Raw genomic sequence first — 22,442 nt, forward strand, 5'->3', positions numbered from 1 at the left:
TGCTGCCGTTCGAGGTCGATCCGAGGAACGTGCGCTATGTGCTAGAATGCGGCCGAAGGCGGAACGCAACAGACGCACAGCGAGGGGCCGTGTGATCGAACCGGAATTCGCGCGACCGAGTGCCAACGTTGTGCTCTTGGAAGGGGAGACGAGGACTATGCCGACACCAGAGCAACCCAGTCTAATAGTTCGACAGAAATCCCCACAAAACACCGAGTTTCCGTTTGCGTCGCTCTCCGATTGGCTGATCCCAACCGAGCTGTTCTTCGTGCGAAACCATTTCCCCTCGCCAGACCTCGATGCGCGAGACTGGAGATTGCGCGTTGGCGGGGCGGTGGAGCGGCCGATCGAACTTGACCTCGACAGCATCAAGGCGATGCGGAGCACGACTTTCACCGCCGTCGTCGAGTGCGCAGGGAACGGCCGCGTCTACTATGTGCCAGCGAAGGAGGGGTTGTAGTGGCAGAACGGAGCCGTCGGCAATGCCGCGTGGACAGGTGTTCTTCTGCGCGAGATTTTGGAAATGGCGGGCGTTAAGCGGACCGCACGTGAGGTTCTGCTCGTAGGCGCAGACAGCGGCGTCGTCGACACGAACAGGAAAACGGCTTCTCCCGGCCCCATCGCTTTTGCGCGCAGCTTACCGCTTGAGAAGGCCATCGCTGACAGCACGATCCTTGCCTATTCGATGAACGAGGAGCCGTTGACGCGCGATCACGGCTACCCGCTACGCGCGGTCGTGGGTGGCTGGTTCGGCATGGCTTGGGTCAAGTGGATCACGCATATCACGGTTGTGGAACAACCGTTCCTTGGCTACTGGCAGGCGCGCGACTATTTCCGTTGGGAGCGCAGCCTCGGGGAACCCAGGCTGGTCCCCCTCGCGGAGATGGAGGTCAAAGCGCAGATCGCGCGTCCCGTGCAGGGGGCGCGTCTCATCGCCTGCCAACCGTATCGGATTTTCGGAGCCGCCTGGAGCGGAGAGGCTGTTATCCGGCAGGTGCAGGTCTGCACCGGAGATGGTAGGGGCTGGCGCGAGGGAAGGCTCCTCGAAACAGAACGTCCCTTTGCATGGCGCTTGTGGGAGTACATGTGGACCCCTGAAGAAGTGGGGCGATATAAACTGCGATGTCGCGCGATCGATGGGGCGGGGTGCGTGCAGCCCGACCTCCAGCGTTCCGACTGCGAGAGCTACGCGGCCAATTGGATCGTTCCGGTGGAGGTTACGGTCGTTCCCGAGCCGCAGACGTACGACGAGGAATTCGTGATCTAATCACCCGCATGGGGCGGAATGGCGGCTTGGCGCAACTGCGACCCGCGTTGTCACTGCGTCATGTCCGCTTTGCAGCAACGGCGGCCAGTGGCTCGATGACCATTATGCGGGCGCTTTGCAGTCTGGAGACTCTACGCTGCCACGGCCTTCGGGGCCTTTACCGTTGCGAAAAGCGGCGAGGCGAGAAGATAAAGTGCTGCACCCACCAGCCATATCGTGCCGATCCAGATGCTTTTGGTCGAAAAGAACACTGCAGTGGTCAGCACCGGCCCCACTATGCCTGCCAGGCTCATCAGGCTGGCCAGCACACCCTGCAACTGGCCCTGCTGGTCATCGCTCACGCGGCTGGTCACCAGCGATTGCAGCGCCGGCATGGCAACGCCGCCCAATGCAAACAGAGGCGCTACCGCGTAACCCATCCAGCTCTGGTCGGCGAAGGCCATCAGCACATATGCCAGCATGTCGAAGGCAATGCCGATCATCAACGTGCCCAGGTCACCAAAGCGGCGCGACAGCGGTCCGACGAGAAAGGCCTGCGCCAGGGCGCCGCTGATGCCGAAAGCCGACAGTGACAGGCCCATATGCACCGAATCCCATCCGAACCGTTCTGCGCCATAGAGCACCCAGATTGTTCCCGGTATGGCTGCCACCAGACCGAATACGACAGAGACGGCTACAAGTGGTAGGAGCGGCTTGAAATTCCAAAGCCACACCAATGGCGCCAGCGGATTGAGTTCCTTGAACGCGAACTTGCCCGGACTAGCCTTTCGACTTTCCGGCAGGACAAACAGCGCGATCAGCAGGTTGAGGCCATTGAATAGGGCTGCCACAAGAAACGGCGAGCGGAGCCACCACGCGCCCATGACGCCGCCGATGACGGGACCGATGATAAAGCCCAGGCTCATCACGGCGCCAACCGTCCCAAACCGCCGCGCACGCTGCTCGGCTGGGGTGATGTCGGTGATGTAGGCGCTTGCCACCGCCATATTGGCGCTGCTTATCCCCGCCATGGCCCGCCCCACCACGAGCACCCAGCCGAGCGGGGAAAGTGCCATGACGAGGTAATCGAGCAGGGTGCCAGCCAAAGAGAACAGCAAAACCGGGCGCCGGCCAAACCGATCACTGAGTGCACCAAGGACCGGCGAGAAGACAAATTGCATGATGGCATAGACCGCCAGCATGATCCCATAGAGCAATCCGATGTCGCCGCCGCCTGTCACCTCGACCAGCAGGTCCGGCAGGATGGGAAAGATCAAGCCTGCGCCAATGGCATCCAGGGCAATGGTTGAAAGAATAACGATTAGGGCCTTGTTCATGCTGGGACGTCCCGATAAGCTTTATCAGTGATAAATTTATCGGTGATAAGCTCCCTTATCGATGATAAGTCAATAGGTGTTCTAATTATGGCTATCGGACGTGATCGCATTATCGATGAGGCCCTGCTGCTGCTGGACGAGGTGGGCATAGACAAGCTGTCCACCCGCAGGCTTGCAGAGCGGCTGGGCGTCCAGCAGCCGGCGCTCTACTGGCACTTCCGCAACAAGTCGGAATTGCTCGACGCCATCAATTCCGAGATGCTGCTGCGCTATCACAGCGATCGCCTGCCGAAACCCGGACAGGATTGGGTGACGTTCACGCTGGCCAATGCCCGTAGCATTCGCAAGACGCTGCTCACCGTGCGCGATGGCGCACGGCTGACCGTAGGCACACGGCCTTCCGTCGCCGAATTTGCCGATGCGGAAAAGGTCTTGCAGCTCTATGTCGATACTGGATTTTCCGCAGAGGAGGCGTTTGGGATCGCCATTTGCGTCACGCGCTATGTGGTCGGTTATGTTCTTGAAGAACAAGGAGAGCGCGAACGGGAACAGATGGACCAAAACGCGCCCAATACCGACTTCGTGGCGGAACTGGCGCCGTTCCCCCTGCTCGCAAAAGCCCTTGAGACCTTCCACAGGGTTGGAACGGTCAACACTGAAGCCGTGTTCGAGAGCGGGCTAAGTTACCTGCTGGCCGGCATGCAGGAGAAATTGCGGGCGAAACAGGTAGGATAACCCGGCAACGCTCAGACCAGCGTACTACCGCGTCCACCGCAGCACATTATAGGCCGCCACGTTTTCATTGATGTTGAGACGCCACCGATCATCTCTTGCTTCGGAGAATGAAAGGCCCTCAATTAGCGGCCTTACAGACGGGTCGAGCGGCGCATATTTGTCGCTTCGCTGAGCAAATGATTGCAACGCCTCGGCCTGTTTTTTGTGGTTTGACAAATCGAGCAGGTAACCGAGTCGTCGGACCGAAGTGTTTTCGAAATGCTGCGCGACTGATGCCAATTTCCTAGGATTCGCGCGGTCGCCGATATCCTTCGCGATCTGGGCCACACAATTGATGCCCGTAGCCCGCTTAAAACAACGGATACAGTCCAGGAGCGTTAACTCCACACCTGCAGTTTGAGCGTATCCAGTGTCCGTCTTGAGGGACGTCAGCCAATCTTTTTGGTTGGTAGCGCTGAAGATACTCGGCGCCAAATAGATGAACTGGATCCGGTGGCGCCCAATGATAATCGATCGGAACTGCTGCGGCACGACAACTTGAAACACCATTGCTGCCTGGTGCGAAGAACCATGCATGGCCGCCGCGCGCAGAAGGGATATGCGGTAGTCAGTGCCGAGATATTTCATCAAGGGATCGATCCAGCGCGCAGGATCTGGAGCGCCGGCAGTTCTATCTTCAGGCCGCAGGATGATATAGAATCCGTGCCGCGGATTGGCTAATCTTTTCCTGGAGATTTGTCGCGTCAAAGCCGCGGTAAAGGCTTCAGGCTTCAGGCTTCAGGCTTCAGGCTTCAGCGAGAGCTGCGCCAATGCATCTTCACGGGTAAACGTCGAGTACCCGCTCATCAGTTTGTTTTCGATGTAATCATCCAGCGAAGGCATCCGTCAATCATACGCAAAACAGAAATATAGGGGTTTTGCATATGATCGGCGACAGATTGTCGCCTGTGGCTCAGCACCGAAGGCTCTCCCTGCCGAAATCTGCTACAAGCGTCTGGAAAATTCATGCAGCGCTACGCCTCACATACGTTCAAGACGACATCGCCTCTTCTACCCGAAGGCACCTGGCAGCCAGCGAAGACCATCAGAAACTAGAGGGTGCTCGTCCGCTACGCGACCTTTCTGAGGTGCCAACCGCATACACGCAAGCGCGGAGCATCACGCTAGAGGTAGTCCGCGCGAAGTCACTCGAGACCGAGTGCTTCGGCAATCAGCAAGAATAGCACAGTCAGATTGGAGCTATCGTATGGTTTCTTCTGTGGCCAGCGCGATCGAAAGCAGATGCTCGTCACCATTTGGCAATCCGGAGAGCAACAGGCCGACCGGCATGCTGGCATCGCCGGCGCCACAGGGGATCGAGACGCCGCAGCCGTCGAGGAAGTTGCCGATCAGCGTGTTGCGCAATGTCTTGGCATTGGTTTTCACGAAGAGTTCGTCATCGCGCAAAAGCGGTGCGGTCAAGGGCGCCACATGCGGCAAGGTCGGTGACGCCACCAGTTCACCCGGTCCGATGTTTGAGGCAAATTCCGCCTTCAGCCGCTCACGTGCGGCGAGCGTCTCAATATAGCCCGTCAAGGTGATCTGTTCACCCAGGCGCGCGCGGGTAACCACGCGGGGATCCATACCCACTGCCTGCGGCCCCGCCAGGCGTTCCTCGTGCGTCGCAAAGGCTTCCGCCGTTACCAGCGGGCCATGTTTTGCCATCAGCGCGAATATCCCAGCATAGGCCGGAAAGGCCTGCCGGCGAATTTTGGCTCCGGATTTTTCCAGGCGCTTCAAAGCCGTTTCAAAGGCGGAGATGACGCCCTCTTCCGCATCGTCGAACACGATGGTTTCGGGAATCACCAGCGACAGACCTTCCACCGAGCCGCGACGAACGTCGGGCGCGCTAAGACCACGCATCGCCGCATCGATCCACACGGCATCCTGCACGGTGCGGCAAAGCGGGCCGAGTGAATCGAGGCTTTTCGACAGCGGAAAAACACCGCGCATGGAATAGCGGCCCCGCGTAGCCTTGTAGCCAACAATACCGTTGAAGGCGGCCGGAATGCGCACCGATCCACCGGTGTCGCTCCCGATCGAAACCGGCACGAGCCCCGCGGCCACAACAACGCCGGAGCCCGACGAGGACCCGCCGGGCAGCCGCGCGCCATCGGTTGAGGCCGGATTTTCAGGCGTTCCGTAATGCGGGTTGATGCCGAGACCGGAAAAGGCAAATTCGCTCATATTGACCCGGCCGATACTGACCATGCCGGCACCGGCGAGAGCCGCGACCACATCGGCGTCGTGAGTGGCTGGCACAGACTGTTTCAAGACTGCCGATCCGGCTGTCGTTGCAATGCCCTCGATATCGAAGAGGTCCTTCCAGGCAACGGGAATACCATCGAGCCGGCCAAGCGAGCGGCCCTCCCTGATCCGCTTCGAGGACGCCGATGCCTCCAGCAGAGCCCGCTCTTCCAGCAGGCTGACAAAGATCGACTGATCATCACTGGAGCGAATGGTGGCGAATGTTTCCTCGGTCAGCGCGACAGGATCGAGCGCGCCGCTCTGGATCAGCACGGAAAGCTGGGCGACGGTTTTTCCACGATTGCTCTGGGCCATCGTTCCCTCTTCTATCGTCCGACGAGCTGCATCCAGCGGCGAACCAGATAATTGTGTTCATCCATTGTCGTGTTCCACACGGCAATGCAGTTGGCTCTTTGCCAGTAGGAACCGCCAGCCCTGACGCGTCCCTTGCTGATCCGCACCGATCCATCCGGTCCCGGAAGGTCGGTCGCAGCCGGCAAGCCTTCGTACCAGTAATCCCACTCTGCCGGTGTCATGAACTGCCGGGAACGCTGCGGCGTCGAGATGTAATAGCCTTGACGGGCAACGACTGAGCCGGGCCATCCCGAAATCCACCAGTTGAGATACTCGTAGGCGACGTCGAGCATGCGGCCGCTCAGATCTTTCGACAGGCACAGACCGCCATGCCAGGCACGATAGCCCTCGACAGGGACCGCCTGCTCGACCGGAATACCCTGCCCGTTCAGAATGTTAATCCCCGTCGACCACATGCTCTGTACATCGGTTTCACCATCGACCATCAACCGAGCGGCATCCTCTGCCGTTCGCCAGAACTCCCGGAAGAAACCGTCCTTCTTGCGTGCTTCCAGCAGATCGATCAGCCGATCGATTTCGGCCACCGTCATATTGCCGATATTGTTGAACGACATCAGCCCGGCGGCCTGCGCGGCCAGCGCCGCATCGAAAATGCCGATGGCCGGCTCATCGACCAAGGAGACGCGGCCCGCCCATTTCTCGTTCAGCAGCGAGGCCCAGGAGTTCATCTCGACGGTATGCTTCACCACGTCAGTACGGTAGGCGAAACTGTCGAAATTGTGCGTCGTCGGCAACATCGAAATGCGCGGCGATGGCGTATCGCCGAGCGCAAGGTTGGACTGGACGAACAGCTTCTTGGCCGGCACATCGCCCTGCCCCAGCCGCGCGTTGGGCCCGATATGCCCGGTCTTGGTGAGATCGTTGATCTCGGACCACAGCTTGATCCGCTCGGTGCTGATCGGCTGCACGGCGCGCCAGTACCAGACGATATCCAGATTGTGGAAACACTGGTCGTAAATGTCGTAGCTTCCAGGCTCCTGCGCTGCCTTGTGCTGCGTCGTGAGGAAGTCGTTATTGTCGAAGGTGACGTCGATTCCGAGATCCTGCTCGGCCTGCAGGCGCAGTTCCTCCAGCAGGGAAATCGCAGTGCCGAGTACGCGCAGTTTCGGCCTGCCTTCGAGATGGAGTGCAGGCGTGGCAGGTGACTGCGATGCTGTCTGATGCTTGTTCATCAAGAGGTCTGGACGTCCTGTCGTGCTGCCTGCGCGCCATCCGTGATGGACGGCACCGGTCGTGCGAGGGTGAAGGTCTCGAAAGATCGTTTCAGCAGACTGGCATCGAGTCCGTCAACAATAAAGACGATATGCGACCGTCGATCATCCGATGGCCAGGCATCCATGTGGGTGGGCGGGTGGACCAGATGCTGGACACCATGAATAGCAACTGGTCGTGCCTCGCCTTCCAGATTGAGGATGCCCTTCACGCGCAACACCCGTTCGCCGTGCCGGTTGAGCAGCATCGTCAGCCAGACGCCGAAGGCCGTCCAGTCGATAGCACCCTCGGCGCTCATGACGAAAGAGGTGACGGCCGCCTGATGCGTGCCGCCATCGGGGGTCTCCAGCATGGCTGGCGTTTCGCAATAAAATCCGCTCGGCGACTGGGCAAGACTGCCCCGCGTCTCCTGCGTCTCGTCGAACAGGCCCACAATATCGAGCGCCTCATCCGCCGTCGATAGCAGCGCGGCATCGGGGTTGATCCTGCGCAACCGCTCCAGAAGAAAGGTCAACCCGGCTTCGTCGGCAATGTCCGTCTTGGTCAGCACCAGCCGGTCGGCAATCGCCGCCTGCCGGTTGGATTCGATATAGGTATCGAGCTGGCGCATGCCGTTCACGGCATCGACCGTCGCGATGACGTTGCCCGGCCGGAAGTGATGCCGCAGCACCGGGTCGGCCTTCAGCGTCGACAGCACGGGAAAGGGATCGGCAAGGCCGGTGCTTTCGATCACCACGCGCTTGAAATTCGGAATGAGTCCACGCTCGCGCCTGGAATGCAGGTCGCGCAGCGCATCGGCCAGTTCACCGCGAACCGTGCAGCAGAGGCATCCCGATTGCAGCAACACCATCGTCTCGTCGATCCGCTCAAGCAGATAATGATCGAGGCCGACTTCGCCGAACTCGTTGATGAGCACGGCCGTCTCTGCCAGCGCCGGGTCGGTCAGCAGCCGCTTCAGCAGCGTCGTCTTGCCCGAGCCGAGAAAGCCGGTGAGCAGGTTGACAGGAGTAAAGGCCGGGCTATTCGCCATCGCGCGCCGCCTCCATCCGCTCGATGATATCGATATTCAGCGGATCGCAGATTCGGCCTGAAAGCCGCTCGGCAGCCGGCCAGAGATGACCGAGATCTTCGATGATCTCGCTTTTACCGGTACGCGTCGACAGCACGAAGGATGCCCCCTGCCAGTCCGACAGCGTCATGCCGAAACCCGCCAGCACCCGGTTTGCCACCCGCACCCGGTTGGCACGCTCGCGCCGCCGGTCGATCCGCTCGACATTGCGCGTGAAAACGCCGGGCCGCGCCACGGCATCGGCCCAATGTTCATTGCCTCCAAGAATCCCGCACAGCGAGCACATGCTTTATCTCCGAACTTAGAAACCCCTCCCAACCCACCCACAAGGTGGAGGGTTGGGAGGGGTCTTGATCCTACTTCTTGCGCGGAAAGCGCTTGGCAAAGTCGTCGGCGATTTCATTCATGGTCACGAACTTCACGCCCGGATGCTTGCTCATATGGGCAAACAACCGTTCCAGCATCATCAGCACCTGCGGCCGGCCCGCCACGTCCGGGTGGATGGTAATCGGGAAGACGGCATAGTCCATTTCGCGGTAGACCCAATCGAACTGGTCGCGCCACATCTGCTCGATATCATGCGGATTGACGAAGCCGTGGCTGTTCGGCGCCTTCTTGATGAACATCATCGGTGGCAAGTCGTCGAGATACCAGGAAGCGGGAATTTCGATCAGGTCGGTTTCCTGTCCGCGTTTCAGCGGCACCATCCAGTCGGACGGCTTCTTCGAATAATCGATCTTGGTCCAGCTGTCGCCGACCCGCACATAGTAGGGCGTGAAGTCGTTATGCATCAGCGAGTGGTCGTACTTGATGCCGCGCTCAAGAAGCAATTCATTGGTGACGTTGGAAAACTCCCACCACGGCGCCACGTAGCCGGTCGGCCGCTTGCCGGAAAGCTTGGTGACGAGATCGATGCACTTGTCGAGAATTTCGGTTTCCTGCTCGCGCGTCATCGCGATCGGGTTCTCATGGGTATAGCCGTGAATACCGATCTCGTGGCCGGCATCGGCCACCGCCTGCATCTGCTCCGGAAAGGTCTCGATCGAATGACCGGGTATGAACCAGGTCGTCTTGATGCCGAAGCGGTCGAACAGTTTCAGCAGGCGTGGACTGCCCACCTCGCCGGCAAAAAGCCCGCGCGAAATATCGTCCGGCGAATCCTCGCCACCGTAAGAGCCGAGCCAGCCTGCAACTGCATCGACGTCGACGCCGAAGCTGCAAAAGATTTCCTTCGACATGGTATGTCTCCTTGTAGTTTCTTGTTGGAAAATGTCGTCTCAGTGAACGGGAATGACGGTGGCTTGCGCCGGGTTCCACGACAGAAGAACGCCGGACCCGACCGGAAAGGCCTCCGGCTGATATTTGTCGATATGCGCTTCGAGCGAGACTGCGCGGCCATCCGGCAGGCTGGCCGTCAGATGCGAGATGTGACCGACCACATCAAACCTCTCTATTCGCGCATCGACGACATTACCGCCGATATTGCTAACGAGACGCTCGCGCAGCCCGGCGTCTGCCGCATGCACCTCCATGGCCTCTGCGGGTATGACCAGATTGACCTTCGTCTTGCCGGGCACGGCGCCATTGGCACGCCCAGACAGCATGCCCACAGGCGTGGACACTGCGATATTGTCGCCTTGGGCGCCCTGCACTTCGCCCTGAAAGATCGTATTTCGGCCGATGAATTGCGCCACGAAAGGCGTGTTCGGGCGGGTATAGAGCTGGTGCGGCGGGCTGATCTGCTCGATGCGGCCCTGGTTCATGACGACGATGCGGTCGGACAATGCCAGCGCTTCAGACTGGGCATGGGTGACGAAGATGAACGTGATGCCCAATGTTTTCTGCAGCAGTTTCAGCTCATTCTGGATCGCCTTGCGCAGATTGGCGTCAAGCGCGCCCAGCGGCTCATCCAGCAGAAGAATATCCGGTTCGACAACAAGGCCGCGCGCAAGCGCGATGCGCTGGCGCTGGCCGCCGGACAACTTGTCCGGCTTGCGATCGGCAATATCCTCCAGCCCGAGTGTTGCGAGGATACGATCGACCTTGGCGTCACGCTCGCTTTTCGCCATACCCTTGACCTCCAGGCCATAGCCGACATTGCGGCGGACGGTCATATGCGGAAACAGGGCGTAGCTCTGAAAGATCATCGAGGTCGGCCGCCCCTGCGGCGACACGTCGTTCATCCGCACGCCCTTGATCGTCATGTCGCCGGAGGAAATGCCCTCAAAGCCGGCGATCATCCGCAGCGTCGTCGTCTTGCCGCAGCCGGATGGTCCCAGAAACGCAATAAACTCACCCTTGGTGACGGACAGGTTGAAATCGATGACCGCCGGTGTCCCGTTGTCGTAAACCTTGCCGACATTGATGAGTTCGAGGTCGTAGATCATGAGTGTCGCTCCGGACAGTATAAGGATGTGTCTGATTGTGACCCTTCCCCTGACGGGAAGGGCCGGTGCAGTTCAGCCCCTCCTCCCCACGACCGGAAGAGGAGGAGAAGAGCTTATGCGCTCAGGAATTCGTCCCATTTCTGAATGAGATGGTCGTATTCATCCGGCCACTGATGCCAGTAGGCGACGTTGGCCGCGCGCTCTTCGAGCGATCCGCCATCGCGCAGATCGCCTTCCTTGATGCCGCGCTCTTCGGCGCCAGCCCACGGCTTGCCCTCGTACCAGAAGGCATATTTTTCCGGCGCCATCACATCCTTGATGTTGGTCGATGGCGAGTAATAACCCTGTTCGGAGACGGCGATGCCCGGTTCGCCGGAAAGCCAATAGTCGGCATAGGCGATGACGGCTTCCCGGTTGGCCGTACCGGCGATCATGGTCGGGCCGATGGCCCAGCCGCGATAGCCTTCCTTCGGCACGGCGTATTTGCAGGGCTTGCCCTGGGCCTTGACAGCCATGACAGCCGGCTGCCAGGCGTCGCAGACGACCATTTCGCCCGATGCCATGAGGTTGACCAGTTCGCCGAAATCGCCCCAGAGAGCGCGGAACTGGCCTTCCTTTTTCTTGGAAATCAGAAACGCCGCAGCCTCGTCGATTTCCGCCGCCGTCGCGTTGCCCGGGTTTTTCACATCCGAGAGACCCAGCGTGTTCATGGCCATGATGGCCTGACCGAAGGCGATCAGCGGATCGGTATTGAGGCCGGACTTGCCCTTCCACTTGGAATCGAAGATCGCAGCCCATGTATTGGCTTCTTCGGCGCTGACCACATCGGGATTGTAGCCGATCGAATCGTAGTTATAGACCGCAGGCACCATGTTGAGCGTGGTCTGCGCCTCGTCGGCCCAGATCTGGCCGGTGATCTGCGCTTTGGCATCCCACTTGTCGTTCGGCTTGGTGAATACGTCGCGAATGTTTGCCCAGTTCTTCAGCGATGCCGCCGGGATGACCTCGACATTGTCGGTCATGACGATCGACGGCAGACGCTCGGCGATGATTTCCCAGCAATCGTAATCCTTCGAACCGGACAGGATCTTGGTCTGCGCATCCGGGAAGGTCGCTGCCGTGCCGGACGTGTTGCCCACGCCGGATGCCTTCTTGAACTCTTCCAGAATACGCTCCTGAACCGTCACCGAAAGACCGATGGTGCGCAGGCTCTGGCTGGCAAGATCGGCGGCCTGGGCAAAGGCTACGCGAGACGACAGAAGGTGCGTGCCGCCGCCCATGGCGAGCGCCATCATGCCTGCGGACCGCTTCAGAAGGGAGCGGCGATTGATTTCCATGTTGGACATGTCTCTTCTCCAGTTGATTGTTGTTCCCCGAACCCCGTCTGATCGCGGCCCATTCTTCATTCTCCGCAGGCCGCAGGCGGCGGTAACGCCCGCCGTGCGGCCCTGACGGTTCAGTAGCGCCCCACGAGGAGGCCTCCATCCACGACCAGCACCTGGCCGGTCATGTATCTCGCGTCGTTCGACGCCAGAAATGCGATGACATCCGCGATATCCTCGGGCGTGCCGAGCCGCCCCATCGGGATGAATTCGGCGGCTTTTTCAGCGCCCGCCGGACCCAGCGAATTTTCTTCCGACAGCAGCTGCGCCGTGCGGATATATCCAGGTGCGATGCCGTTCACCCGCACACCGTCGCGGGCCAGTTCCACGGCCAGACCCCGCACGAGGCCGATGACGCCGGACTTGGCGGCGGAATAATGCACATGCTCGTCCCATCCATAGGCAATGCCCATGATCGAGGAGAGCGCGACAATGCTGCCGGATTTGCGCGCCCGCATGCCGGGTGCCGCCGCCCGAACCAGCCGGAAAATACCCTTGAGGTCGATGTCGAAGGTCAGGTCCCACTTCTCGTCGGTGAGATCGGAAAGCGGCGTGCGGTGCGCGATACCGGCATTGGCGACGATGACGTCAATGCCCCCATGGCGGGCTTCGATATCGGCAACCAGAGCCTGCGTCGCCTCGGTCGAACGTACATCATAGAGCTTGAATTCGGCAGACCCGCCAGCGGCCACGATGGCCTGCGCCGTCTCCGTTCCCTTTTGCTCGAGAATGTCGGTGACAACGACGTGGTCGCCCCGCGCAGCAAGAGCTCTGGCCGTCGCCTGCCCGATGCCGATCCCGGCGCCGGTGACGATGGAAATGCGTTTTGGTGGTTCTGTCATACTCGTTTCCCTCACAGCATCACATCGCCGGAATTCGGCCCAAGCGTCTGGCCGACGAACAGGCTCGCGGCCGGCGACGCCAGAAAGGCGACAGTCTCGGCAACTTCCTCCGGCTCGCCGAAACGGCCGAGCGGCAGGTCGGCCTTCTTTGCCGCACGCCAGTGGTCCGAAAGCTCCATGACAAGCGGCGTGTTGATCGGACCCGGCGCGACCGCATTGACACGCACGCCGCGTTTGGAAACCTCGCGGGCCAACGCCTTGGTCATGCCGATGATGGCAGCCTTGGCACCGGAATAATGGGTCAGCTCGATGCCGCCGATCTGGCCGAGCTGCGATGCGACGTTGACGATCACGCCCTCGCCCCGTTTCAGCATTGCGGGCAGCACCGCCTTGGTCATCAGGAACGTGCCGCGCACGTGGACTGCGAACATCCGGTCGAAATCCTTGACCTCGAGATTTTCAAACAGCGCCTGATGAGCAATTCCAGCGTTGTTGACGAGCAGGTGCGTCTCGCCATGCGCGGCCAGAGCGGACGCATGGATGGCGGCAGCATCAGCCTCGGAGGACACGTCGCCCGCAACTGCTGCCGCCGTTCCGCTCGCAGCCTGGATTTCACGTGCCACAGCCTCGGCCCGTGTCGGCGAAAGATCATTGACCATCACCGCATATCCATCAGCGGCGAGCTTTTGCGCGATCGCACGGCCGATACCGGAGCCGGCACCGGTGACGATCGCAGAGCGCATTTCCTCCACCATCATGCTTCCTCCTGGATCGCCATCTGCTTGGCACGGCGCACGGACAGCGTCATCAGCACGGCATAGGTGCCCAGCAATGCGAAGGAGAACAGCGTCGTCAGCACCCCGAAGGCAAAGACGTTCGGATGCACTTCGACCGAGAAGGTGCCGTAGATGGCGAGCGGCAGCGTCAGGTCACGGCCGGACGCAAACAGCGTGCGCGAGAACTCGTCGTAAGACAGTGTGAAGGCAAACAGCATGGCCGACAGCACGCCCGGAAAGATCAGCGGAAAGGTGATCTTGCGGAAGGTGCGGGCCGGCGAGACGCCGAGCGACCAAGCCGCCTCCTCGACGCTCGGATCGAAGCGGTTGAAGATCGCAAGCATAACCAGAAACGCGAAGGGGAAGGTATAAACGACATGCAGCACGAAGGCCGTGCCCCACCAGTGACGGTCGATCCCGAGCGAATTGGCGACCAGCGCCATGCCGAGGCCGACGAGAATGCCGGGCACCATCATGCCAAGGACGATCAGATAGAAGACGACGCCGGAGCCCTTGAACTTGCGGCGGAACGCCTGGGCTGCCGAAACGCCAAGCACCGTCGAAACGATCATCGTCATCACCGCCAGCGCCATCGAGCGAAACAGCGCCTCGTTGATCGGCAATGGCGAGATGCGTGATGGCGGTGTCAGGCCGAAGAGATGCTTGTACCAGTAGGTCGACCACTCGACGATCGGAAACTGTGGCCCGCCCTCCGGTCCCGTCTGGAACGACAGGATCGCCAGAACCACGAGAGGACCGTAGAGGAAGACGAGAAAGAGCGCAGTATAGGTGCCAAGACCGAATTTGATGCCGGATGCGTTCATGATCAGAGCTCCTTCCTGAGATCGACGACCCTGAGGAGTGCTGCAACCACCGCCCCCATGAGGATCGTCAGCACCACGCCGGCCACCGCCGCAAAAGCCCATTTCAACGATCCGACCTGGGTGACGATGATGTTGCCGAGCAGGTTCACCTTGCGGCCCGACAGTGCGGCAGAGGTCGCGAATTCGCCGAGAACCATGACCGAGACGAAGATGCCGCCGACAACCACGCCCGGCATGGACAGCGGCAGGATGATGGTGCGGAAGATGCGGCCGAAGCTGGCGCCGAGATCCTGCGCGGCCTCGATCACCGATGGATCGATACGGCCGAGCATGAAGGCGATCGGCCCGACCATGAAGACGCAGTAGATCTGCGTCATGCCGATGATCACCGACAGTTCGGAAAACAAGAGAACCTCGATCGGCTGCTGCACGATGCCGATCTTCATCAGGATCAGGTTGATGGCGCCTTCCTTGCCGAGCATCGGCCGCCAGGCCAGGACCCGGATAAGGAACGAGGTCCAGAAGGGAATGACGCAGAGGACCAGAAGAACGGTCTGGATCGTCTTGTTCTTGACGAACAGGCCGACGAAAAGTGCTGCCGGATAGCCGACGAGCACCGTCGAGACCAGCACGATCAGCCAGATCCGAACCGTCGTCCAGAGCGCACCCAGATAGGTCTCGCTGCTGAAGAACATGATCCAGCTCTTCAGGGTCAGGGTCGGCTCGATCTTGAAGGTGGTTTGCGTCCAAAACGAAACATAGACCATCATCAGGATCGGCAGCACCAGGAACAGCACCATCCAGATGACACCGGGCGCCAGCAGCCACAGCGCCGGGCCGGCGAGCTTTCTTTTGGCGGTCGTTTCGACCTGCGTTTCATCGCCAATCGCGGCCATCGTCATCTCTCATTCTCCACAACAGGCAAGGGCGTTTGTGACAGGGTGTTTTCAGGCAAAGACAAGAGCATCCCCCCGCTTCCAGACCAGCGCGTAGCGGCCTTTCTCGGCATAGGTCTGTGGGGCGGCGCGGCTGAGATGGGATTCCACCTCGAACATGCGGCCATCATCGAGCGAGAAGAAAGAATTGATCGCCGCCCCGGAATATTCGCTGGCGACGAAATTGCCTTCGAGACGAACCTCGTCGTCTTGAACCGGTGCATCCTTGTCGCGGATATCGACCCGGTCGTAGCGGATCGCATAGGCAGGCGGCGATGCCGCCTGACGAAAGCCCCCGAGGGCAAATCGTCCAGCCGGACTKACGAAGACATCGCCTGCAACGCCGCCGGAAAACAGATTGTAGCAATTCAGAAAGCGCGCCACGGCGGGCGAAGCCKGGCGATTGTAGAGTAAATCGGACTGAGCGGTCTGGGCGATGTGGCCACGATCAAGAACCAGCACCGTGTCGCCCATGGCAAGCGCTTCGCTTTCGCTGCCCGTCACATGAAGGAAGGTCACGCCGCAGCGCTCGCGGATGGCCCGCAGTTCAGTGCGCATGCGCGAGCGCAGATTGGCATCGAGCGCGCCGAGCGGCTCGTCGAGCAGTACCATCTTCGGCTCGGTTACCAGCGTGCGGGCAAGCGCGACGCGCTGGCGCTGGCCGCCGGAAATCTGTGTCACGCCCCGGTCTTCAAGGCCACTTAGCCCGACCAGCGAAATGATGTCGCGGACCTTAGCCTTGACAACAGCTGTGTCGGTGACCGGGTCAAGCTCGCGGTTGACGAGACCAAAGGCGATATTCTCGGAGACGGAGAGGTGTGGAAACAGGGCGAAACTCTGGAAAACGAAACCAATACCGCGATTGTGCGGCGCGATGCCGTCGATCCGCTTGCCGCCAAACAGGATCGACCCCTCTTCCGGCTCCTCGAAACCGGCAATGACCCGCAGAAGCGTGGTCTTGCCGGAACCGCTCGGTCCAAGAAGCGAGATATAGGCATCGTCGGGCAAAGACAGTTTGACCCTGTCCAGCGCCTTGTGGCCGCCGTAGGATTTCGAGACATTCATGAGTTGAAGAGCTGCCGACACCGCTATCCTGCCAGTTTCAAGGCAAGGAACATCCTTCAGCAAAGCTTCGCCGATGCCCGAACCACTGATGGCTTCTGGCAGGCAAGCAATAGCCGTTCGCGCAAGCATCACTTACGCGTCAAAAAGATGTTCCTTGGCGTTTCAAAAAAGTTCCACCTGTCACGCTTCTTGCGAGCGTCTCGAGTAACGAAAACATGACATGAATGATTTTTGTATTCAATAGGCTTTTTAAAAAAATCAATTTCACGCCTAAGTTCTGTTTTGGGCGGCCGAAATACATCGTAAAAACAGCCGCCCCTCGATTCCGGCGTGCGACCCCTTCAGAGAGAAAAGGCGCCTCCGGACGTTACAAAATAACGAATACGATCAAAAAACGCGAGCAAAAACGCAACGGGAATCCGGCTCCTCCCAATGCGCCATCGTCAAACGGCTTCAATTCTCATTTTTAGGTCAAAATGAATATTTTTGTGATAATGTATTCAATATACATTTTACATTGCCCTTGTCCTAGCTCCCCGCAAATGCGTAAAACTGACCCACGGGCCATGAGCCAAAAGGAAAGCGCCGGATTTGATGACTGAAGATCGCAGCGGGCCGAACGTACAGAAGCGATATGAAATCGCTGAGGATATTCTGCGCAGCAACATCATCGACGGTGTTCTGCCGGAGGGCCTGGTGCTGCTCGAAGGGCCGATTGCAGACATTTTGCAAATCTCCCGCGCGCCGGTTCAGCGTGCGCTGCAGACCCTGGAAGCCGAGGGGCTTCTGCATCGCTTCAGCGGCCGGGGCTATCTCGTCGGACCGCCGGATCGGGGTATCGAGCCCAACCGCACCGATATCAAGACGCTCGGCCTGCACATTCCGCGTCACGCCGACCAGGCGCTTCAGAGCCGGTCGTCCTGGGAGCGTATCTACAATACCGTCGAGGCGGACGTGGCGGGCTGTGTGGTGTTCGGCCAGTACCGTATCGTCGAGATCGAGCTTGCCAACCATTTCAACGTCAGCCGCACCGTCGTACGCGACGTGCTGACCCGGCTGCGCGAGCGCGGTCTGGTGCGCAAGAACCAGAGTTCGCATTGGATCGCCGGGCCGCTGACGGCCCAGATCGTCAAGGACCACTTCGTGCTGCGCCGCATGCTGGAGCCCCAGGCTATCGTCGTCGGTGCCGGGCATGTCGACCACGCCGTACTGACCGATCTGTTTACCCGCCTCTCGGCGCTGGAGCGCGAGCAGCCGAAGGATTATTTCGGCACGGTGGAAACCATCCAGTCGCGTTTCATCGAAACCTGCGTTCTGGCGACACCGAACGAAAGGCTGAAGGACCTGATCCGCAACAACCTGCTGCCGGTGACGGCGACCGAGCGGCTCCTTCGCCGCCTGGGTCTGCCCGGCGACCCGGCGATCATTACCGAGCTGCGGCTGATCGTCGAGCTTTTGATGCGCGGCGCGGCGACGGCAGCGGCAGCCATGATGGAGAGCCATCTGGACGCCTCGGTCAACCGCACGATCGCCCAGATGAAGATCGTTGCGATCATTCCGGGACCGAGCGTCACGGCCGATTACCTGACGCGCGTTCTGGAATAGCGGCAGCGCCGCCTTCCGAATTGCATTGCCGCAATCGCCGTGTCGCAAAGCCAGCACCGGATAATCCTCCCTTAAGCCAGAGCCGCGCGAAGACTGGCCAAGAGCGCCTGCCTGTCGGCCCGCGCCTTCAGCGCCTCCCCCATCGTCACCTTGATGAACCGGGCCGGCGTATGCGGCTGCAACTGGCCGATCAGGTCCATGTCGGCTGAAATCACCGTGCCGACCATGAAATATCCACCGCCGGAAACGGCATCGCGATGAAGGATGATCGGCTCCGTGCCGCCGGGCACCTGGATGGAGCCGTAGGGATAGCAACTGTCGACGATATTGGACGGATCGGAGCCGGCACCGAACGGCTGGTCGCGATCGACGAAGTCGAGCTTGCGGCCCCCCTTGAAGCGATAGCCCATGCGGTCGGCCTCGGGCGCGACCTTCCATTCGTCATCGAAGAAATTCATCTGCGACTGCTCGGTGACGCGGTGCCAGTAGAGACCGGGCAGCACGCGCAACTCCACCGGCGCGCCCTGCTTGCGGCGCAGCGCCTCCGGCACCGTCTTGCCGTCCGTTGCAAAGCTGCCCTTGCCCACCGGCAATTCGTCTCCGGGCGCAAGCGGCCTTCCCTTGAAACCGCCGAGCGCACCGATCGGATAGGTCGACCGGCTGCCCAGCGCTTCCGGCACATCGATACCGCCGGAGACGGCGATGCAGATGCGGGCGCCGGATTTTAGGAAATCGAACGTAAGCGTCTGCCCCGCTTTCACAAGGAACGCTGTCCAGCCCGGCTTGATGGCTCCATCGACCTTCGGCGGCATGTCGGCGCCCGTCACGGCGACCAGAGCATCTTCCGTGAACTCGAGCTTCGGGCCCATAAAGACGGCCTCAAGCCCTGCGGCCCCTTCGTCATTGCCGACGAGAAGATTGGCGGCCCGCATCGCATAGCGGTCCATCGCACCACCGACCGGAATGCCCAGATGGAAATAGCCCGGACGGCCGAGATCCTGAACGGTGGTCGCGAGACCATGATGGAGAACCTTAATGGCCATGGAGCATCCCCTCCAGCTTGGCATTGGTGCCGTCGATATCCTTTTGGAATTCGCGCAGGTCGAAGCTGACCTCGCGGATCGGCGGTGCGAACCGCCCCTTGTCGACATCCTCGATAGCCTGGTCATAGGCATCGCGGCCGATCGGCTTAAATTTGACAATATCGCCCGGGCGGAAGAACACCATGAAATCGCTGAGGTAACTGGTGGTCTGCGTCGGATCGAAAATCGGCATCGGCGTGATGCCGAACATCTGGTAGCCGCCGGCGCCGCGCACGGAATAAATGCAGCCGAAGCAGCCGCCATGGCCGACGGTTAGCCTGGGTGTATCGGTACGCGGGCGAAGATATTTCGGCACCTGGATCTGCCTCTGGCGCTCGACCATCTGGTACATGAACGGCAGCCCCGCGACGAAGCCGACCATCGAGACGAACCATGGCGAGCCCGAATGCGCCGCGATGAAATCATCGACAGACCCGAAATCGTTGATGCGGGCGGCATAATCGAGATCGGTTCCGGCCGAATACTGATGGCGTTCGCGAAAACGCATCAGCGTTTCGTGCGTCCAGGGATCGTTGTAGAAGACCGGGATCTCAACGATGCGGGTCTTCAGCACAGGTTCGGCCTTGGCGGCGGCGCCCTCGATCGACTTCACCTCACGCAGAATATCGTCGGGATGGATGATGTCGGGATTGAACTTGATCTGGAACGAGGCATTTGCAGGGCAGATCTCGGTGACCCCCTTGATGCCGCTTTCGCGCACGCCTTTCGCCATCGACAGGCTGGTGAAGAAGGCTTCGAGCGACATTTCCTCGCTGCATTCGACGAACAGATGTTCATCGCCTCCGAATGTATAACGCAAACCCATCAGGCAACCTCCGCAATCTTGCCGGACAGGCCGGCGAATTCGGTCTCAAGCCATGTTTCGAGAAAACGGGTATGGAACGCGCCGCGCCGGACGCTCTCGTCGCCGGCGAGCGCCAGATGCAGCGGCACCGTCGTCGGAATACCCGTGATCGTCAGGCCTTCGAGCGCGCCCTTCAGCCGATCGAGGCAGGCATCGCGGCTCTCGGCCCAGACGATCAGCTTGCCGACGAGCGAATCGTAGAACGGCGGGATGGAGTAGCCTTCATAGAGCATGGTATCGAAGCGGATGCCTTCGCCCTCGGGAACCTTCAGCGTCTCGATTCGCCCCGGAGCCGGCATGAAGTTGCGCGACGGATCCTCGGCATTGATGCGGCATTCGATAGCGTGTCCGCGCGCGACGATATCCTTCTGGGCGATCGACAGCCGGGCGCGGCCGCAGACCTTGATCATCTCCTGCACGAGATCGATGCCGGTGATCATCTCGGTCACCGGATGCTCGACCTGGATGCGGGTGTTGACCTCGATGAAATAGAATTCCTGCGTGATCTCGTCATAGAGATATTCGACGGTGCCCGCGCCGCGATAGCCGACCTCGCGGGCAAGCGCCACTGCGCTGGCGCACAGTTTTTCACGCACGCCCGTGGGCAGCAGGAAGGACGGCGCCTCTTCCCAGACCTTCTGGCGGCGGCGCTGCAGCGAGCACTCGCGCTCGAAGCAATGGACGAAGCTCTCGCCGTCGCCGAGGATCTGAACCTCGACATGGCGCGCCTTTGTGATGACCTTCTCGAGATAAAGCCCGCCGTCGCCGAAGGCGGCTGCGGCTTCCGCCGAAGCCTGCGGGAAATGCCGTTCGAGATCGCCCATGTTGTCGGCAATGCGGATACCGCGCCCGCCGCCGCCGGCGGCGGCCTTGATCATGATCGGGAAGCCGGTCTTTTCCGCAATGGCGCGGGCTTCGTCGAGGCTTGCAATCCGTCCGACACTGCCGGGAACGGTCGGTACGCCGGCGCGGGCGGCCACTTCGCGAGCGGCGACCTTGTCACCAAGCAGGCGGATCGCGTCTCCCTTCGGACCGATGAAGATCAGGCCGGCAGCCTCGACCGCATCGGCGAAATCGGCGTTTTCGGAGAGGAAACCGTAGCCCGGATGCACCGCATCGACACCCGATTCCTTGGCGGCCGAAACGACAGCCTCGATGTTAAGGTAGGACTTCGCAGCGGATGGCGGGCCGATGTTGACGGCCTCGTCGGCAAGCTTCACGGCCAGCATGTCGGCGTCCGCGGCGCTGTGGACCTGCACGGTGCGGATGCCGAGCGCCTTTGCCGCCTTGATGATACGCACCGCGATCTCGCCGCGGTTGGCAACGAGGAGCGAGCGGATGGTCATGCCTCCACCTCTGCGATCACCTGGCCCGCCATTACCGGCTCTTCGTTATCAACGAGGAAGCGGATGGCCTTGCCGTCGATGCCTGCCGGGATTTCTTGGAATGTCTTCATCACCTCGATCATGCCGATGGTGTCGGCGCTTGCGACCGCGTCGCCGTCCGACTTGAACGGGGCCGCGTCCGGCGCCGGCGTCCGGTAGAACGTGCCCGGCAGGGGCGATCTGATTTCGAGCTTGTTCATGTCTCTCTCCGCTAAAAGTCTCAGTGAACTGCGATTTCCGAAACCGGTGCGATGCGGATGCCTTCGGCAATCAGCGCCTCGCGCATCTGGCGCACGATATCGAGCGCGCCGAGCGTATCGGAATGGAAGCAGATGGATTCGAAGGCGATATTGACATCGCCGCCAGTGACAGTACCGACCTTGCCTTCCTTGCAGGCGCGCACGACCTTTCGGGCGATCGCGGCGGGATCCGGACGCCCGGCATCGCGGGTAAAGACGATTGAGCCGGTGTCGTCGTAGTCGCGATCAGCATAGAACTCGCGCACGACCGGTTGCCCGGCTTCCTTTGCGACCCGGTAGGTTGCCGAACCGCCCATGCAAAAGATGTAGGCATTGGGCTCGACGGTGCGCATGTACTGCACGAAGATCTGCGAGAGTTCAGCGTTGACGGCCATTTCCATGTAAAGGGCGCCGTGCGGCTTCACATGCTGAAGCCGGGCCCCGTGCCGACGGGCGAATTCCCGCAGCGCGCCGACCTGATAGACCATGTCGTTGACCAGTTCCCTGGCCGTTCCGACGATCTTGCGGCGGCCGAAACCCTGAAGGTCATTGTAGCCCGGATGCGCGCCGATGCCGACGCCATGCTCCGTCGCGAGACGAACCGTCTGGTCCATGAGATTGGGATCGCCGGCGTGAAAACCGGCCGCGATGTTGGCCGAACTGATCAACCCCATCAGCGTGGCGTCGTCGGTGTCGCCGACGCGCCAGCGGCCAAAGGCTTCGCCCATGTCGCAATTGATGTCTACCGCCTCGATCAATGTATTCTTCCTCGCCTGCCTGCCATTGGGGCAACGT

The 22,442-nt window shown here is 60.6% G+C and carries 22 protein-coding genes and 1 pseudogene; 4 read left to right on the top strand and 19 right to left on the bottom strand.

Annotated elements, in window-relative coordinates:
- Positions 1 to 157: 157 nt before the first annotated feature.
- Both AC1DMK_RS25670 and AC1DMK_RS25675 read left to right on the top strand, forming a co-directional pair.
- Positions 158 to 805: pseudogene (locus AC1DMK_RS25670) on the top strand (molybdopterin-dependent oxidoreductase); the annotation flags it as partial.
- Positions 806 to 883: 78 nt separating this feature from the next.
- The gene (locus AC1DMK_RS25675; RefSeq protein ID WP_477863154.1) at positions 884 to 1,267 is read left to right on the top strand and encodes a hypothetical protein; all 384 of its coding nucleotides are present in this window, start codon (positions 884 to 886) and stop codon (positions 1,265 to 1,267) included.
- Between the two features lie 131 nt (positions 1,268 to 1,398).
- On the opposite strand, the gene tet(30) is transcribed toward AC1DMK_RS25675, so the two are convergent.
- Positions 1,399 to 2,583, bottom strand: a complete 1,185-nt coding sequence (gene tet(30) / locus AC1DMK_RS25680; RefSeq protein ID WP_477863104.1) for a tetracycline efflux MFS transporter Tet(30) — start codon at positions 2,581 to 2,583, stop codon at positions 1,399 to 1,401.
- A gap of 87 nt (positions 2,584 to 2,670) precedes the next feature.
- On the opposite strand from tet(30), the gene AC1DMK_RS25685 reads away from it, so the two are divergent.
- On the top strand, positions 2,671 to 3,318 hold the full coding sequence (locus AC1DMK_RS25685) for a TetR/AcrR family transcriptional regulator C-terminal domain-containing protein (RefSeq protein ID WP_477863106.1): 648 nt from the start codon (positions 2,671 to 2,673) through the stop codon (positions 3,316 to 3,318).
- Between the two features lie 24 nt (positions 3,319 to 3,342).
- On the opposite strand, the gene AC1DMK_RS25690 is transcribed toward AC1DMK_RS25685, so the two are convergent.
- From AC1DMK_RS25690 to AC1DMK_RS25750, 13 genes are all read right to left on the bottom strand, one after another.
- Positions 3,343 to 4,065: a type IV toxin-antitoxin system AbiEi family antitoxin domain-containing protein gene (locus AC1DMK_RS25690; RefSeq protein WP_477863108.1), complete on the bottom strand. Its 723-nt coding sequence runs from the start codon at positions 4,063 to 4,065 to the stop codon at positions 3,343 to 3,345.
- A 492-nt stretch (positions 4,066 to 4,557) separates the two neighbouring features.
- Positions 4,558 to 5,919 carry an amidase gene (locus AC1DMK_RS25695; protein ID WP_037063127.1) on the bottom strand — a complete coding sequence of 454 codons (1,362 nt, stop codon included), beginning with the start codon at positions 5,917 to 5,919 and terminating at the stop codon, positions 4,558 to 4,560.
- 11 nt (positions 5,920 to 5,930) lie between these two features.
- Entirely contained in the window at positions 5,931 to 7,151 is a 1,221-nt protein-coding gene (locus AC1DMK_RS25700) for an ABC transporter substrate-binding protein (protein ID WP_477863110.1), read from the bottom strand.
- A complete protein-coding gene (locus AC1DMK_RS25705) occupies positions 7,151 to 8,221 on the bottom strand; it encodes a CobW family GTP-binding protein (protein WP_477863112.1) in 1,071 nt (356 codons plus the stop codon). Before AC1DMK_RS25705 ends, AC1DMK_RS25700 begins: the two co-directional genes overlap by 1 nt.
- Positions 8,211 to 8,546: a hypothetical protein gene (locus AC1DMK_RS25710; RefSeq protein ID WP_477863114.1), complete on the bottom strand. Its 336-nt coding sequence runs from the start codon at positions 8,544 to 8,546 to the stop codon at positions 8,211 to 8,213. Before AC1DMK_RS25710 ends, AC1DMK_RS25705 begins: the two co-directional genes overlap by 11 nt.
- A 70-nt stretch (positions 8,547 to 8,616) precedes the next feature.
- Positions 8,617 to 9,498 carry a polysaccharide deacetylase family protein gene (locus AC1DMK_RS25715; protein WP_037063135.1) on the bottom strand — a complete coding sequence of 294 codons (882 nt, stop codon included), beginning with the start codon at positions 9,496 to 9,498 and terminating at the stop codon, positions 8,617 to 8,619.
- A 39-nt stretch (positions 9,499 to 9,537) separates the two neighbouring features.
- Positions 9,538 to 10,647 (bottom strand): ABC transporter ATP-binding protein, encoded by a 1,110-nt coding sequence (locus AC1DMK_RS25720; protein ID WP_037063137.1) that lies wholly within the window; start codon positions 10,645 to 10,647, stop codon positions 9,538 to 9,540.
- 113 nt (positions 10,648 to 10,760) lie between these two features.
- Complete coding sequence (locus AC1DMK_RS25725) at positions 10,761 to 11,993, bottom strand: ABC transporter substrate-binding protein (protein ID WP_477863117.1); 1,233 nt, start codon at positions 11,991 to 11,993, stop codon at positions 10,761 to 10,763.
- A 110-nt stretch (positions 11,994 to 12,103) separates the two neighbouring features.
- Positions 12,104 to 12,871, bottom strand: coding sequence for an SDR family oxidoreductase (locus tag AC1DMK_RS25730; RefSeq protein WP_037063140.1), 768 nt, complete (start codon positions 12,869 to 12,871; stop codon positions 12,104 to 12,106).
- Positions 12,872 to 12,882: 11 nt separating this feature from the next.
- Positions 12,883 to 13,629, bottom strand: coding sequence for an SDR family NAD(P)-dependent oxidoreductase (locus tag AC1DMK_RS25735; RefSeq protein ID WP_477863119.1), 747 nt, complete (start codon positions 13,627 to 13,629; stop codon positions 12,883 to 12,885).
- Positions 13,626 to 14,471: an ABC transporter permease gene (locus AC1DMK_RS25740; RefSeq protein ID WP_037063144.1), complete on the bottom strand. Its 846-nt coding sequence runs from the start codon at positions 14,469 to 14,471 to the stop codon at positions 13,626 to 13,628. Before AC1DMK_RS25740 ends, AC1DMK_RS25735 begins: the two co-directional genes overlap by 4 nt.
- Before the next feature lie 2 nt (positions 14,472 to 14,473).
- Positions 14,474 to 15,373, bottom strand: a complete 900-nt coding sequence (locus AC1DMK_RS25745; protein ID WP_037063146.1) for an ABC transporter permease — start codon at positions 15,371 to 15,373, stop codon at positions 14,474 to 14,476.
- Between the two features lie 45 nt (positions 15,374 to 15,418).
- Positions 15,419 to 16,492 carry an ABC transporter ATP-binding protein gene (locus tag AC1DMK_RS25750; protein ID WP_477863121.1) on the bottom strand — a complete coding sequence of 358 codons (1,074 nt, stop codon included), beginning with the start codon at positions 16,490 to 16,492 and terminating at the stop codon, positions 15,419 to 15,421.
- A gap of 573 nt (positions 16,493 to 17,065) precedes the next feature.
- Between AC1DMK_RS25750 and AC1DMK_RS25755 the strand changes: the two genes are divergently transcribed.
- A complete protein-coding gene (locus AC1DMK_RS25755) occupies positions 17,066 to 18,076 on the top strand; it encodes a GntR family transcriptional regulator (protein WP_477863123.1) in 1,011 nt (336 codons plus the stop codon).
- Positions 18,077 to 18,147: 71 nt separating this feature from the next.
- On the opposite strand, the gene AC1DMK_RS25760 is transcribed toward AC1DMK_RS25755, so the two are convergent.
- From AC1DMK_RS25760 to AC1DMK_RS25780, 5 genes are read right to left on the bottom strand one after another with little or no spacing between them, the layout of a single operon-like run.
- Positions 18,148 to 19,119 carry a 5-oxoprolinase subunit C family protein gene (locus AC1DMK_RS25760; protein ID WP_477863125.1) on the bottom strand — a complete coding sequence of 324 codons (972 nt, stop codon included), beginning with the start codon at positions 19,117 to 19,119 and terminating at the stop codon, positions 18,148 to 18,150.
- The gene (locus tag AC1DMK_RS25765) at positions 19,109 to 19,984 is read right to left on the bottom strand and encodes a 5-oxoprolinase subunit B family protein (RefSeq protein WP_477863127.1); all 876 of its coding nucleotides are present in this window, start codon (positions 19,982 to 19,984) and stop codon (positions 19,109 to 19,111) included. Before AC1DMK_RS25765 ends, AC1DMK_RS25760 begins: the two co-directional genes overlap by 11 nt.
- Entirely contained in the window at positions 19,984 to 21,369 is a 1,386-nt protein-coding gene (locus tag AC1DMK_RS25770) for an acetyl-CoA carboxylase biotin carboxylase subunit (RefSeq protein ID WP_477863129.1), read from the bottom strand. The genes AC1DMK_RS25765 and AC1DMK_RS25770 overlap by 1 nt, the downstream gene beginning before the upstream one ends.
- Positions 21,366 to 21,608, bottom strand: coding sequence for an acetyl-CoA carboxylase (locus AC1DMK_RS25775; RefSeq protein ID WP_037063158.1), 243 nt, complete (start codon positions 21,606 to 21,608; stop codon positions 21,366 to 21,368). The genes AC1DMK_RS25770 and AC1DMK_RS25775 overlap by 4 nt, the downstream gene beginning before the upstream one ends.
- Before the next feature lie 20 nt (positions 21,609 to 21,628).
- Complete coding sequence (locus AC1DMK_RS25780) at positions 21,629 to 22,405, bottom strand: 5-oxoprolinase subunit PxpA (protein WP_477863131.1); 777 nt, start codon at positions 22,403 to 22,405, stop codon at positions 21,629 to 21,631.
- Between the last annotated feature and the right edge of the window lie 37 nt (positions 22,406 to 22,442).

Source organism: Rhizobium sp. 05L419 (assembly GCF_056397845.1).

What these genes read in the sequence shown, in the direction of transcription:
- AC1DMK_RS25675 (WP_477863154.1), top strand. Translation starts at nt 884, where the DNA reads ATGGAGGTCAAAGCGCAGATCGCGCGTCCCGTGCAGGGGGCGCGTCTC.
- AC1DMK_RS25685 (WP_477863106.1), top strand. Translation starts at nt 2,671, where the DNA reads ATGGCTATCGGACGTGATCGCATTATCGATGAGGCCCTGCTGCTGCTG.
- AC1DMK_RS25695 (WP_037063127.1), bottom strand. Translation starts at nt 5,919, where the DNA reads ATGGCCCAGAGCAATCGTGGAAAAACCGTCGCCCAGCTTTCCGTGCTG.
- AC1DMK_RS25700 (WP_477863110.1), bottom strand. Translation starts at nt 7,151, where the DNA reads ATGAACAAGCATCAGACAGCATCGCAGTCACCTGCCACGCCTGCACTC.
- AC1DMK_RS25705 (WP_477863112.1), bottom strand. Translation starts at nt 8,221, where the DNA reads ATGGCGAATAGCCCGGCCTTTACTCCTGTCAACCTGCTCACCGGCTTT.
- AC1DMK_RS25710 (WP_477863114.1), bottom strand. Translation starts at nt 8,546, where the DNA reads ATGTGCTCGCTGTGCGGGATTCTTGGAGGCAATGAACATTGGGCCGAT.
- AC1DMK_RS25715 (WP_037063135.1), bottom strand. Translation starts at nt 9,498, where the DNA reads ATGTCGAAGGAAATCTTTTGCAGCTTCGGCGTCGACGTCGATGCAGTT.
- AC1DMK_RS25720 (WP_037063137.1), bottom strand. Translation starts at nt 10,647, where the DNA reads ATGATCTACGACCTCGAACTCATCAATGTCGGCAAGGTTTACGACAAC.
- AC1DMK_RS25725 (WP_477863117.1), bottom strand. Translation starts at nt 11,993, where the DNA reads ATGTCCAACATGGAAATCAATCGCCGCTCCCTTCTGAAGCGGTCCGCA.
- AC1DMK_RS25730 (WP_037063140.1), bottom strand. Translation starts at nt 12,871, where the DNA reads ATGACAGAACCACCAAAACGCATTTCCATCGTCACCGGCGCCGGGATC.
- AC1DMK_RS25735 (WP_477863119.1), bottom strand. Translation starts at nt 13,629, where the DNA reads ATGATGGTGGAGGAAATGCGCTCTGCGATCGTCACCGGTGCCGGCTCC.
- AC1DMK_RS25740 (WP_037063144.1), bottom strand. Translation starts at nt 14,471, where the DNA reads ATGAACGCATCCGGCATCAAATTCGGTCTTGGCACCTATACTGCGCTC.
- AC1DMK_RS25745 (WP_037063146.1), bottom strand. Translation starts at nt 15,373, where the DNA reads ATGACGATGGCCGCGATTGGCGATGAAACGCAGGTCGAAACGACCGCC.
- AC1DMK_RS25755 (WP_477863123.1), top strand. Translation starts at nt 17,066, where the DNA reads ATGACTGAAGATCGCAGCGGGCCGAACGTACAGAAGCGATATGAAATC.
- AC1DMK_RS25760 (WP_477863125.1), bottom strand. Translation starts at nt 19,119, where the DNA reads ATGGCCATTAAGGTTCTCCATCATGGTCTCGCGACCACCGTTCAGGAT.
- AC1DMK_RS25765 (WP_477863127.1), bottom strand. Translation starts at nt 19,984, where the DNA reads ATGGGTTTGCGTTATACATTCGGAGGCGATGAACATCTGTTCGTCGAA.
- AC1DMK_RS25770 (WP_477863129.1), bottom strand. Translation starts at nt 21,369, where the DNA reads ATGACCATCCGCTCGCTCCTCGTTGCCAACCGCGGCGAGATCGCGGTG.
- AC1DMK_RS25775 (WP_037063158.1), bottom strand. Translation starts at nt 21,608, where the DNA reads ATGAACAAGCTCGAAATCAGATCGCCCCTGCCGGGCACGTTCTACCGG.